This is a genomic window from Sphingobacterium corticis (genome assembly GCF_042684745.1).
GTDB classification, from domain to species: Bacteria; Bacteroidota; Bacteroidia; order Sphingobacteriales; family Sphingobacteriaceae; genus Sphingobacterium; species Sphingobacterium corticis.
In genome coordinates this window covers 618,317-632,885 of the sequence record NZ_JBHUMA010000006.1, presented here as the reverse complement: position 1 = coordinate 632,885, position 14,569 = coordinate 618,317, and the positions used below count along the sequence as shown (strand labels likewise).

The 14,569-nt window shown below is 37.4% G+C and carries 7 protein-coding genes; 2 read left to right on the top strand and 5 right to left on the bottom strand.

The features are described from left to right. Positions 1-382: 382 nt before the first annotated feature. Complete coding sequence (locus ACFSQ3_RS08675) at positions 383-3,151, bottom strand: NACHT domain-containing protein (protein ID WP_380869148.1); 2,769 nt, start codon at positions 3,149-3,151, stop codon at positions 383-385. 431 nt (positions 3,152-3,582) lie between these two features. Here ACFSQ3_RS08675 and ACFSQ3_RS08670 point away from each other — a divergent pair, with 431 nt between their 5' ends. Both ACFSQ3_RS08670 and ACFSQ3_RS08665 read left to right on the top strand, forming a co-directional pair. Then, positions 3,583-3,873 (top strand): hypothetical protein, encoded by a 291-nt coding sequence (locus tag ACFSQ3_RS08670; protein ID WP_380869147.1) that lies wholly within the window; start codon positions 3,583-3,585, stop codon positions 3,871-3,873. Positions 3,874-4,080: 207 nt separating this feature from the next. Continuing rightward, positions 4,081-6,759, top strand: a complete 2,679-nt coding sequence (locus tag ACFSQ3_RS08665; protein WP_380869146.1) for a S8 family peptidase — start codon at positions 4,081-4,083, stop codon at positions 6,757-6,759. 12 nt (positions 6,760-6,771) lie between these two features. Here ACFSQ3_RS08665 and ACFSQ3_RS08660 read toward each other — a convergent pair whose 3' ends face one another. From ACFSQ3_RS08660 to ACFSQ3_RS08645, 4 genes are all read right to left on the bottom strand, one after another. Further along, a complete protein-coding gene (locus ACFSQ3_RS08660) occupies positions 6,772-7,797 on the bottom strand; it encodes an AAA family ATPase (RefSeq protein WP_380869145.1) in 1,026 nt (341 codons plus the stop codon). Positions 7,798-8,151: 354 nt separating this feature from the next. Next, the gene (locus tag ACFSQ3_RS08655; protein ID WP_380869144.1) at positions 8,152-9,660 is read right to left on the bottom strand and encodes a DNA translocase FtsK; all 1,509 of its coding nucleotides are present in this window, start codon (positions 9,658-9,660) and stop codon (positions 8,152-8,154) included. 569 nt (positions 9,661-10,229) lie between these two features. Then, positions 10,230-11,234 (bottom strand): SMP-30/gluconolactonase/LRE family protein, encoded by a 1,005-nt coding sequence (locus ACFSQ3_RS08650; protein ID WP_380869143.1) that lies wholly within the window; start codon positions 11,232-11,234, stop codon positions 10,230-10,232. Positions 11,235-11,454: 220 nt separating this feature from the next. Beyond that, positions 11,455-14,475 carry a glycosyl hydrolase gene (locus ACFSQ3_RS08645; protein WP_380869142.1) on the bottom strand — a complete coding sequence of 1,007 codons (3,021 nt, stop codon included), beginning with the start codon at positions 14,473-14,475 and terminating at the stop codon, positions 11,455-11,457. Positions 14,476-14,569: the final 94 nt, after the last annotated feature.

Below are 14,569 nucleotides of genomic sequence, written 5' to 3'. Positions count from 1 at the left end.
GCTCGATTGCTAGCTAAACAAAAAGAGGAAAAGCTCAAATTGACATTGATAAGTTAACGGTTGTTACATTGCATGCATTATCTTTAGAAGATCACCAACTTTCAACTATGATTCTTATAACTTTTATGATATTAAGAAAGACTATAGTACTATTTATTTGCTTCACTACCTGCATACAATCTTGTGATTTATTAGGTATTTTTCCGCGTAAAGATTAAGCCTAAAAAAACGTGACTAGATTATGGAAGTCAGGCATGGCACCTTACAAATCTAATAAGCTTATAATGAGTTAATAACATTTTTAATATTCTATTAATAACGATCATAAGTGCCTATTTAAAGCTTAAATTAGATAAATTGATAATCAATATCCCTACAATCATTATAATGTGATCGACTTTTCAATATTTTGCTGCTCTATTCTAGTGATCATCTGTTTTTTAGCTTCTGAAAGATTTTCCAATGGTATTTTTATATCAAATGTTTCCTTTAAAATCGCAAGATATATCATCTCGCAAATTTCTAAATTTTCGGTAGCTTCAAAGGCTTTTAACAATGATTTTTTCTGACTTTCAGAAATGAAATAGCCGTGCAACGAACGATTAATGTTATCTATGATGTCACTATTTGTAATGCCAAGATTGTTTAGAATAATAATCATTTGTTCCATTTTGTTGATTGGGCTCGAAAACACACTATGCATAAAGCCGCTGAAGTATGATCCGAAATGATAATCGTCATAAAAGGAGATTAATTCTTCAAATATCTTTTGTATCCCGAATAACCTAATAAACTCGTCTAAAGTATCAACAATATACTGCGGGTATTCCATAGATATGGACTTATCTAACAAATACAAATAGGCGTTTGACAAAGTAGCTTCCCTGTAGGTTGCTGGATTTTCAAATTTAAAGAAATCCATACCTTTATTAAAATCTACATTATTAAGTTCGATTTTTAGCGCGTAAACTTTTATCAATTCGGACATATTTTGAGAGTATATTCTCTCCATTTCTGTAATATGTTTATCAAAAAATGCTTTAGCTTTAGTAGAGTATCTAATAGCTTTAGATAATGACGAAAATAGATTATTGTCTACTCTCGATCGATACATATTCTCTCTGATCTTTTTACAGAATAACTGATCTACGCCAGTTATTATACAGTCACGAATCGATATGTCGCTAATATTCTTTAATTGTAAAGACATATTTATCAGAAATGGAATCCCTGCTGGGTTATCACGAATTTGGATCTTATATATGTCGTCGATAATGTCAGTATCGGCTTGGTCTTTATCAATCAAATTTAACAATAGCTCTAATACGATAAACCAAAATGAATTGCCGATGTATTTGCTGATAATTCTATTTCTTTCATCAACATTATGTTTTTTTTCTATGTTAGAATAGATCCAGTAAGCTGTGTAATATTCTAGAAAAGTTTTGTGTGTAAATGTGTTATCGAAATACAGAGATCGTTTTTGAGCATACTCCATGAATTCTTCTGCTAAAGATTCTGAAGTATCTTCGTCCGCAATATTTAATCTTCTAATTGTTTTTGCAACGGTTTGCCTTGCTTTTACGAAGGTTATAGCAGTTTCTTTACTACTCAATTGGTCATATTGCCAATGAGCTAAATCTGCAAATAGTTTTTCTTTCTCCTTCAATAATCGTTCATCGAGATTAATGACTAAATCTTTTGAAGCGTCCCATTTGTCAACTAGGGTCTTAGTACAGCTTTGGTAAATCTCAAGTTTAGACTCGGGCAGCTTAAGGATATTTCTGTAAATAATTACTATTAATGATAGTAAAAGGGGATTACTTGTTAGCTCTCCATCTATCTCGTGCATTTTACTAAGAAAACCATTAACCTCACGTTCTCTAATATCTGCTACTTCTTCCTCTTTATCATACCATTTTTTTACATATTCTTGAATCTTATCGATATTGAAATGTTTAATCTGTATTACTTGAAAATCTTCATTTAAGCTCGCATCTTCGTATCCAATGATCCTAGAAGTCGTTATAGAAAAAATATTATCAAAATTGTTATGAAAGTTTTCGATATCATTTTTAATCGCAATCTTGTCACTTATATCGAAGATTTCATCGAGACCATCGAACAACATTATGCAATTTTTAGAAGATAAAATGGTTGAAAGTATTTCTTCGGTTAAGTTAGTTACTTGGTAATCTGTTTCTAATAAGGATAACAAGTATTTGCATATGTTAACGTGATTTTTCTTCTTGTATGAAAGATAGTTTCTAAGTTCTATTCTAAAAGGTAAATAATCAACGAGATTTCCCTTAAATCTTGCTTCTTTTCTTTGTAGAATGTCACATACTATTGATTTTAGCACCATGGACTTTCCAGAGCCAGGATTTCCTAAAATAACGATTTTTTTACCTGCTGCAAATATATCATCAAATGTGATTGAATCGGAGAAGATATTTTGGAGTTGATAGAGATCTGGGTTTCCCCTATCGCTCAATTCAAACAGTGGCTCAACGAATACATCGTTAAGCTTCTTTCTGTTTTTTTTTATTGAAATGTCAATACCTAGTCCAATGAAGCTTATTTGAGAAAGATTATTTATAGCATTTTCCGAATAAATCCTTTTAAATTTTTCGTAATCAAACCTTTGTCCAATTCGAGTTTGTATAGTGTCGTAAATTGCACTTAGAGTTTCTACTGATATCAGTGAGTTTTCTGCTATCACTTGAATATTTGCATCCAAACCCTGGAAAATAAAAAATAATTGATTATCAGATAAAATTTCGTCGAAGATCCTATATTTTAATAGCTCCGTCCTTAAAGAGTTGATAAAATCAAGTATCAAATTTTTAGGTAAAGAACTGGTGTCAAAGTGCTTTTCGATAATGGATATATTAACTCTAGATGATTTGAAAAGCATTTTAAATAATTCGTTGTAAATTTCATCTTTTTTGAAAAATACATAAAGACTATTTCCAAGCACATCTGGGTGTTTACTTTGTATTTCGTCAGCGGTTTTTTTAAATGCCTTATTAAACGCGATGTTTATCTCATCATTGTTTGAAATTTTGCCAACTATAGAGTCGAAACCTTTATCAAGAATTTTTGTTAGAATCCATTTTCCAATATTTAGCATAGCTAATTCTCCACTCATCATTAAAAAACCTAATTAACTTTCTAAGATAAAAATATTTGTTGACTTCAATTAGAATAAATTTTCTCTAGTAAGAGTATGGCAGAGCACGATTCGTAGACTGAAGCGCTGGATTGAAGATCTATAAAGATTAACCACCATTAATGGGGTTTTATGGTGGAAACGGAAAACCGTAATTTTCATAGTTTTTGGGATGGTATATTTGGTAATTAATGATATAAAATTATGACCATTTCCAAACTACTTGCAAAGTAACTCGCTCCGCTTATCCTTGATGATTTATTAAAGCGTCATTCAAACGAATTTTATTTAACTGTCGAAATTGTAGTGCTTTTTAAAGATTACGAATATATTAGGCGCAGAGAATCTATTAAAGACAACTTCTAGTTTGAAATCATCAAAAAATCTTTAAAACCGTAAAATTATATATTATGCTAATAATTAACAAATCTAATAAATTCTTCACCAATAGCGAAAACAAAAAGTTTGAATTATTTATGTCTGCTTTTACTTTCAACTGTGAGAATAGAAGTAATGTTGGAATTCTACCAGTATATATAAGATCACTAGATAATACTAATACCCAACGTGAAGTTGTTTGTGGTCGTGTAGAGGATGGAAAGATATCAATCAAAACCGAAAGACGTAATGCATTTGATAACTGTCCACTTAGCGAATTGATTTACCAATGGATTGTAGAAGTTTCAAAAGAGACTAAATAGTTATACAAGCCCACCATGTATGGGCTTTTTGTTGTTAGTCTTTAACTATTGTACCGATATCTAATAATATTAAAGAATACTAGAGTATAATTTTGGGCGTAATGCACCTTAGAACTGTATTTTATTTTTAATCAGTCAGTATTTAATTATATTCGATTTGTTAACCAGATTATTAAATGTATGAATCCAAAATTACCTCATCTCTATTTGAAAAACCCTTTCGGCCAAACTAACAGATTTGATAAATCTAGAGCGATTACAGATCCTGAAGAGAAGCCAAAAGACCCCGAGGCCTATACGGCTCACAAAAAGAAGTTAGCGACTTCCTTCGCCAAATTACTTCAAGATAGAGCAGATAGACTAGAGCGGAAGACACTAAAGGTGGAAAATATTTCTATAGTCGAAGTCAGATTTTTAATTCCCTTCAGCAATGTTGCTCCGTATTACGCACTTAACAAGTTCTTGAAAGATTTCGGATTGAGTCCCGTTATGCAGCGAGATTTCAATCGTACTGTGCTTTTCGCCATAGTTGATGAGGCAAAATTTGGAAACTTCCATATCTTGCTAAACCAATATGTAGAAAGCGACAAACGCACTCCTCCTCAGGGTACACCTTATGCGATCATGACAACATTATTTGATGTGAAGTATCATACCGCGGATGCTATCCGAAATAATTGTTCGGGCGATCTAGTTTTTGAATTCATTAGCAATAATGCTGAAGTAAATGCTAAGTACGATCTGCAACGTGCCTTCTTGATAGAATATCTAGATGAACGCAGAGTTCTTGAGGAGATTTCCTCGTTCACCATTGATCCTTATGACAAAATGGTGCAAATCAAGGGTGCGAGTAAGCAAGTTATGGTAGAAATTGCGCAAAATTTTGATGTAGTCGCCCAAGCCCATTCTTTACGAACAGTAACCGTTCGACCAGATAAATTTAATATCAAGCAATTGACATGGGATCTAAGTATAAACAATAGCGATGACAACACAATGACTATTGGGGTGCTGGATAACGGGATTCGTCCCATAGGTCCCCTTAACGAGATCGTTTTGGATGGACTGGATGTTACTGAATCGGGAGACTCACTGGCAGCATCACATCGACATGGAACCGTGGTGGCAAGTCTCGCTGCGGTAGGGCATCGTTTTTTTGGTACGCAAAATAATTTGACGGCCGATGCAAAGATTTATTCTATTAAGATAATGGATGGTGTCGACGGATACATTGACGTTATCAAGGTAACAGAAGCGATTCGATCCATTCATTATTCTCATGGGGTACGACTATTTAATTTATCGGTTTGCATTCAAAGCAAGGCTTACAATGAAATGCCTTCATTTTTTGCCTATTTGCTGGATAAGTTGTCCTACGAGCTCGATGTTTTGATCTTTATAGCGGCAGGGAACATGTATCAAGACGATTTGCTTGCTATGCAGGAAGATTCGCATGAGTTGCATGTTTATCCAAATCATTTTTACAATCCCGGCGTATCTTCTGCCATACATGAATGTACCTTCACAAATATTTGTGCACCTGCTGAAAGCATGAACAATATTACGGTAGGCGCACTTGCCGACAATTATCGTCCAGATACACCGACTCATCTTAGTCTAGATAAAAACTTGCCGGCCTACTATACACGCAAAAATCATTACGACTTTAAGCAACCAATTAACGGTGTTCGGTTGAGTAACAATTATAGCAATAGGAATTTATTTAAGCCAGACATAGTGATGCCGGGCGGAGATCTTTTGAATGACGATTCCGCCATGCAAGTGCTTGGCTTTGGCGACAATGGCAATGATTACTATGTTTTTGACGCAGGCACCAGTTTGGCGACGCCCATTGCTGCAAATTTAGCAGCGCAATTAATGAATCTGTACCCGAATATCGCGCTACAATCGGTTAAGGCGTTAATGATCAATAGCGCAGATAGCTACTCGCATGCCCATCTTGACGAAAGTGTAGAAAAACGTAGGGAATTGTTAGCAGAAAGAGATTACCAATCTGCTTTCGATGATTTGGGCGGAGCGCAGAAGGCGGTTATTACTAGGCAAATCCTGTCGGCTGAAGATATCCATCGTAACATTGCCGGATATGGAAAGCCCGACCAGGAGAAGTTACTCTATTCTACTGATAACGCTGTCTCCTTAGTTTTGGAAGACGTAATCTCAATGGATCATCATAAAGTCTTTCTGATCAACATTCCAGAATATCTATTAAATAGCACTAACGGCAAATCACTGCACATCCAAGCGACTTTATCTTTTAAAATGAACCCGGCTTGGGGTAATCATGTTGACTACAATCCCCTTCACATGTCTTTCAACTTTTTAAATAGCTTTATTAAAGATTCTCCAGATAAACTAGCCGAAGTTATAGCCGATCGCCACCACGACTTCTATCAGGGAATCTGGACGGAAGAAATTGAGCAATTGCAAAACAAAAAAGACGAAGAAGCCCTGTCAAAAGAGGAAAAGAAACGTTTAGCAAAATTGAAAACAGAAGCGATTGGAAATTTACTAGGTTTTAAAACATCCGTCAATCGATGGTCTGAAGATTTCTTCCCATTGGTCAATAAGCCACTCTCAAACAGGCAGCAAATTAGCATCAAACTGGCTAAAAAGGATATTCAGAAAATAGGCAACCAGCTTGTGCTTGCCGTGCGCTGCGCAGTAAAAGAAAATCTGGATTCCGATTTACAGGAATGGATCAGGAGGACGCCTATGCATCAATTCTCAATAGCCTTGCGAATAACTGACGAGTCTAAGCTTGAAGACAAACCGAAACTCTATGAAGAATTGCAGGCTATTAATACGTTGGAGATAATTGCAAATACAATGGCAGACCTTGATCAAGATCTAGAAGCCGACGCATAAAAAAGCCTCGGCTTATTTACTTGACAAGGCTTCTTTTTCTTTAATGAGTAGATCCATCCATATTTGCGTATCGATCTTCGGCTTTAAGGCGCGCGTGCCCGTCATCGCAAAGATACTGCGCTTTATCGCGTTAACTAGCGTTTTCTGTATGCTGTAGTAGGAAAGTCCCTGTGCCTCTGCCATGAGTTTCACCAAGGAAACCTTTTTGTCAAGCGCAAATTTGTCTTCTTTCAGTACCAAATGAATCAACTCCGCAATCTGCTGCTTTTCCGGAAGATCCATGGAGATAGCAAGGTCAAAACGTCGCAATAGCGCGTCGTCAAGCATATCCTTTTGGTTTGTCGCACAGATCACCATGCTGCTTTGCGGCAGGTAGTCAAAAAGTTGGAGGATCGTATTCACCACCCTTTTCATTTCTCCATGGTCTTGACTATAGTCGCGCACCTTACCCAACGAGTCAAATTCATCAATAAAAATGATACAATCGTCTTGAGCAGCTTTGCGAAATAGCTTGGCCAAATTTTTACTTGTTTCTCCAAGCTTAGACGAAACAATAGCACCCAAATTGACCACAATCATCATTTTCTGCAATTCCCCGGCAACCACATAGGAAGCTAAGGTTTTACCACATCCTGATGGACCATAGAGCAAAAGCTTGTTTGATAAGGGGAGTTCATACTTTGCTAAAAGCTCGCTATGCCTGTGTTCTTCCAAAAAGTTTACCAACTGGTCTTTTGCTGATTCGGTGCAAACAAGATTAGTAAGGCTATAGGCGGAGGTGAGCTTCTCTAATATCAAATCCTCCGTGTCTCGCTCTTGCAGACTTTGGTAGTGCGAAGGCGAGCCTACTTTTTGCAAGGAGCTATTCTGATGACGACGTATACTATCTTTTAGCAGGGACTGCAACTGCAGCGCAAAGTTAACTTTTTTACTATTTTTATTGTGTTCAATAAACTCATTCAAAGTGGACAATAGCTTCTCTTGGTCATTTTCTAACCCAAAACGCGCTATATCTTTAATGTAATCTTGTTGTCCCATTTTATTTTTTGTTAGCAGATTCTGCTACCGCAAAGTTACACATTGTTAACTTTTCTTGCATATTTAAGTTTATTTAGCTAAATATAACAAATTTCTTACCAAGTGAACATTTAAAAGCATGCATTCAAAGCAAAAGAATGTGTACGTAATTTATGAGTATCTAGTTCGTATTGCAGTTTAAAGGTAAATCTTTAGTCACCATTTCTAATGTGAAGGCTCATATAAAGATCTTTTTAGGCGTATTCGATCTTAAACCGTAAAAGTTTGTGCTGGGTTTGACACTCAATTTGACACTGTAAAATAATATATTCTTTGCCAAAACGCATTACAAATATTTTTTTGACTCTTATCCCTCTACTTAAGCCAGTTTACTACACCTTCCCACCCGCTAATCAAGTAGATGATCAATATCATAGCTAAAATAAAAATTGCGATTGCAAGTTGTGCTTTTCTACTATCATTCCCGTTGTGACAGGAATCATTCGGTGATTTTATTGCTATATTCTCTTTACCCGACTTGGGTTGTACTAACTTCTCTGGTTGTTCAACGATTTTATCAATTTTGCTACCTGCAACGCGAAGAATACTCTCTGAAATAGATAAATTCGATAATTTTGAAGAGTTAGAGGCGTTTATAGTTTCCAAATATTGTTCTAATGCATGTTCATCTGCATAAAATACCTCCCTTGCCTTACTACCTTCAAACGACCCAACTATTCCCGCAGCTTCTAATTGATCCATTATTCTCCCAGCTCGGTTATATCTAAGTTTTAATTTGCGCTGTATCAACGAAGTTGAACCTTGCTGGTGCATCACGATTAATCTAGTTGATTCTTCAAAGAGCGGATCACGATCGTAAATATCAAAATCACTAAAGAAAATTGATTCCTCGACATTTGTTATAGGCAATAGATAGGCATTAGGATAGCCTCTCTGGGAGCCTACGAAATCACAGACGTTCTGTATAACATCATAGTCTACAAAAGGCTGTTTAACCGTAAGAAGTCTATCTCCCTGTTCAAAAATTAGTTCACCAGGTGGATTTAACTTTTCTGCTCCTACCCGATCCAATATTTTTCGCGATTCATTTTGAGACATCAAACGCATCGCTAACCGAACACTAAAATTCGCTCTAAGTTGGGGAGTAATGCTTCGAGACATGATCTGACTTGTAGCGCCAATAAAATATATCCCAGTATACAAGTTCCTTTGCGTCAGACTAATCAATGAGCTTGTTACGTCTCCATGTAGGAATGTTTGCATGTCATCCATTATCAATACGATATTAGATAAAAATCGATGCCCATCGGCAGGATTAAGTTTTCTATGGATGAATAAGTTATTATAATCCTTAATCGTTTTTACGCCTGCCGTAGTAAATAAATCCAATCTGTGGTCACACTCAATTAATAGAGCGTTTATAGTCTTAGCTACCTGACCACTCTCGGCTATAGCCGGTTCTGCACCTGGTAACTTAGACAAGAAGTGTCTTTCAATCTTAGCAATAGAATTATAATCAACGGGTTTACTACGACAAATTATAAACTTCAATTCCGCTGGATGAAAAACATACAGCCAGCTGATTATCTGATTGTATATGAACTGCGTTTTACCAGATGCTATTGTCCCCGCTAGTAGTACATTTGGATGATGATAAAGATCACGCACAATAATCGACGGCGCATTTTCTAACAATAATGGCAGCTCAAAATTACGGTAACTAGTCTTGACATTAGAGAGCCATAGACGCTGTGATTCTGGCAACAATTCTAATGTTGGATGCCGATAAGATGACAAATCTAATTGTGGGTCATAAGTTCCATACTTTTCTACTAAGTCTTCGGAAGAATCATTGTTATTCATTAGTTAATAATTAATAAACATCTTTACTTACAACGTAGTAATAGCAAGTGTTTAGTATCTTGATTGCTATTTGGGTAAAATATGTTCATACAACATATGGCAACTAGAAATTTTTCTAGCTGTTACTAATTGGTTATGATTACAATTACCGAGAGTAAATTATGACATTTTTATGCTATTCAAGAAAGTTTTGTGTGATCGACTAGCTCAGTCGATTACGATTGCAAAGAGGTACATATTCTTCATTATAATATGGATTAAATTCGTAGATTTATAAAATAGCATTTGCAGCTAAAAAACAAGGTGCGCATTTCGGTGAGTCGCTTTCTAAAAAGTAGCGTTAAAGCACTTTAAATGACGATTTCACACTCAAAATATGATCCCAGCGGGATCACAATAAAACCTCAACTTTCGTTGAGGTTTTATTGTTTGTGACAGACTATACCAAATCGCTAAAACTTTGTTGAACGAAAAATTATGGTCGATACGCGATCAATGTCGACGACAAAGATGGACTCATAAAAACATAACCGTTTAGATCGTATTAAAAATAGCGATCATCTATTCAGCTACATCGAAGCCGGTTCAATCTTTATCCGCAACAAGTAATTTGATGCAGTGATATATAGCCAATCATCGCTTCCGAAAGCACAATTAGCAGTTTGTACGCCAGTAAAGATTCGGCCTAAAAGCTTACCTTTTCCATTGATAACAATGATTCCCCTGCCTGCAGCCATAAAAATATTGCCTTCTTTGTCTACTTTTATTCCATCTGGAGCCGCACCATTTCCAAGTAATTGATTACTACCAAAGTCGAACAAAATTTTTCCTTCTCCAACTACACTGCCGCCTTCCAATTCGTAAGACATCAAATATGGATGTCGCGAATCACTTAGCGCAACGTACAATTTAGATTCATCGGGCGACAACGCTATCCCGTTAGGCTTGTCGAGGTTCGAGATAATTTGTTGCACTTGACCATTTGTGCTTATTTTATAAACACCATTTTCTACAATCTCTCTATTTTTAATATCATTTTCTCGATCTGGCAACCCATACGGCGGATCAGTAAAATAGTAAGTACCATCCTCACTCTGACAGATATCGTTAGGCGAATTAAAACGCTTTTCATCCCATGAGCTAGCAATGGTTTCTTTGTATCCATTTTGCAAATTCATTTTTGATATTCGCCTGTCGCCGTGCTCACACGCGACCAACTCACCTGAATGATTAATCAAAAGTCCATTTGATCCAGGCTCGTCGCTATATCGTCCTTTACCCGTAAATCCTGATGGAGAAAAAAAAGACTGAAACCCCTGCTCTGCGCTCCATTTGTATATGGTATTTCGCTTTGGATCGCTACATAATAAAAACTTGTCGTCGTGTACCCAAACTGGCCCTTCTGCCCATTCCAAACTTTCAGCTAATATTTCGATCATGCAATTCGTATCCGCGATGGCGTGGAAGTCATCGTCATACACATCAATTCTTCCTAATTTTAAATGCGTTTGTGCTATTGTTCCGATTGCCGGTAGCATTGTTAAGCTGATAATAATATATTTTGCTAAACTCATATGGATAATATCATAGGTTAAATACCAATAACGTATTCAATGAGCAAGGTAACGAATTTTAGACCAAAACTTCGGCTACTTGTGTTCGTATTAGATACATTAACAAAGATTAAAAGTGAAAGATAGCCAGACAAACATGTTAATTTATGAATAGATAAATTGAGCACTAAACGCTTAACATTACTCCCAAAATATGCTTAACTCCATTAATTAATAATCATCAATCCAATGTAACCACTTCAACAGGGCCGAACAAGCCTGCGGCAAAATTATCCAAATCAGGCTCAGGGGAAAATCCCCACGACCAAGTTCGTAATTGACCAAGATCATCCATTAGTGACATTCGGTTAACCATCAAATTTCCAACGCGAATTTTTACTGTATTTAGACCTTCTTTTACTGCATTTGAAAGGTCGAAATCATAGGGAGGCCACAGCTTTGCCCCTAAAGATTTACCATTTACAAATACCTCAGCCATATAACTCACCTTTCCGAGTGCCAATAGTAGTTTCTCGTGATTTCCATCAATCTTAATATTAGTTTCATATTCCAAATAACCGGTGTACTCATCCAATCCGTAGCCGTACCATGAATCAAGGTGTGCGGTATTCACTTTATTAACCTTAAAGGCAATTGGCGTTGTAGGAAGTTGCGCCGAGTCAGATATAGCAAAGGTTAGTTGCTTCGAATTTGGAGGTAATTGGACAGGTTTATTGGATATTAAAACATCTTGATGATCGACCCAAACACGCAATCCATTCATCTCACTAGGGAATACTATTGATGTTGCGCCTAATGGAATAGTGAGTTGCCAGCAGGAAGCTTTTCCGCCTTCAAGTTCTATTGATTCACGCTTGATTGGTTCATGCGAGCGATCGATTCTTTCCAAAGATCCACGAATAAACGAAGAGCGCTGTCCGGGAGTTCCATTTGTTCGCTTCAAGAAAGCCTCAAAGTCGATAATATCATTTAACCCATGCCATGCAATCGCTGAAGTACAGTAAATCGTGTCGGAATCAACATAACTAATTTTCCAAGGAGTGGTCAATTGTATCTCTATATTACTTATCCCTTTACTTTTCTCTTTAGATAAAGATGATTCCCACATTCCCGAAGTACTTAGCGGTTTCTCTGCGTTAAAAACTACCCAATATGCCTCATAAGGTTTTAAAGTGAGTGACATAGAATTTCCATTGTTTTCTATGGAAGAATGTACCGTGTCCACGGCTCCCGTTTCGCAATTCCAAATCTCAGGCGTCCCTTTCCCATCACGCAACCAGGAGTCAATGCACTTCGTACTATCTGTATTATTGGCAATCCAATAAAAGTGTGTTTCACCTAATTTTCGATGTGATGTGTACAATCTACCAGCATCATCGAAGGACATATCTACACCAACAGTGCGATGAAGTTCCTGCGCCAAACGTTCTCGATCTTCCGCTGCTTTAGAAAGATCAATTACCTTACTACAATTCCGAAGCTGATGCATTAATTCTGCGATAGCCGGATCGTTTTTGCCGACTTGAGGCGAGCCTGTAGCCAACTGCCCCAGTATTACTACTACACCTCCGGCCTGCGCAAAATCAACCACTTTCTTTGCTGCGCCTTTTGAAATAACGCTTATTGGCGGAAGTACGATCGCGGACAGTTCGTGTTTGTTTATTGATATAGTCGTTTTACCGTCTTTAGATGTTCCTATATTAGCATTTTCAAGATAGTGCCTATCTGCTATTAAAAATTCGATGTGATTTTGATCTAGATGCTCCATGGCATCGCTGTATGTCTCATTCACCTCGCGCGACAAATCGCTCCATATCTTATTATTTTGGTCGTGAAAACCACCTTCCGGATAATGAAACATCCCTTCTGCTTCTCCCCAAATACTTTCAAGTGGATGATACAGGAGGACATCCGCAGCCAATTGAGTTTGTCGGGTTACAAATGAGCTTCTTCTCGCAAAATCTGTCCAGTTATGTAGATACGGCCAAAATGGATTTTCTGTGTACCAATCCGCGGGAAAGGGAATAGTTTCTAATTTTCGATTAAGGTTGATACCGTGCGGCACAATATGACTTACCCCAAATGATGTCACCGCGTTGACCGTCATTTTCATCATTTGTGGCGTTTGTTCCCATCCAGCTACCCCCATGATTTCGCTCATAAATGGACGGTCTTCAAATTCTGCTACGGATTGAACTTCTTTAAAATCGTGAATCTTCTGCGACTTCATTATCAAACAATCATTTCCCGGCATAGTTATGGCACGAGTGACTTTCATCAAATCACCCACCATCGAAGTCTGCAACTGCAAGGATTCTTCCCATAAATTACTGATGGCATACATATCGCGTTTGGCAAGCCAGTCGACCACGGGTTCAAAAAAGCAGTTAATATATGCATCCGTTACCACCTCGAACCAGTCATTTCTAGCTTTTACATATAATCCGTCTCGATCCTGTTCTGTCAGCATCGGTAACCATAGCCGCATGTCACGGTTTTTTTTCATATGATAGAGTTTTGCTAGATAATCTGACCATGCGATATGCCAACCATAATCACCTTCGTGATCGACAAATACGCCTGGTATAGCTTTGCCCATTTGAGCCCCAACCTCCTGCTCGTAACGCTCATGCACTAATGGAATAAAAGTTTCTGCCAGCTCGTGATGTAAGTAATTTACCCGACCGCCATCAAATCCGGCGTGAAATTTTTTTGTATAGGTGTACACCACCCATTCGCCCTTCGGCACTTTCCAACTTACCTTTTTTTCACCCAGCAATTTTAATGTAGAACCGTCTAACTTTCCGTCAATTAGCCTTCCAGCAACCGCAAAATCGATTGAATCGTAGGATACCGACTTTCCAGCATGTACCACCGTGCGCTTCCAATCGAGATGTTGTGCTTCCAAATCAGGTCGTTGCTCTAGCACCCTTCCTGCGGCTTGCCCACTTGGCCAGTCGTATTCATCACAGTAGCCGAGCGTAAATCCTGCAGAAGCGGCTTTGTCTAACGCATTTCGGAAGCTGTTAAACCAAGGTGCTTCTAAGTATTGTTCAAAAGGTAAGGAAGGTAGACGAGCATCACCTCGATTCATGGAGCTTCGAGGATGTACGTACCCTGGATTTAGACGTTGTTTAATCATTTCTTCAGCCATAACGGCCGGAGTATTCTCATTGCGGATCGTATCATCCCAAAACCAAAATGTGTGTGGAGCGTAGAACATGGGTGGTTCGGCAAACATTCCCCGCACGGTGCTTGGGTTAGTATATTTCTTTTTCCACTCAGGTGTCTGCGCTTGCGACACCAAAACATTGATTATTATAAAAAATAATAGG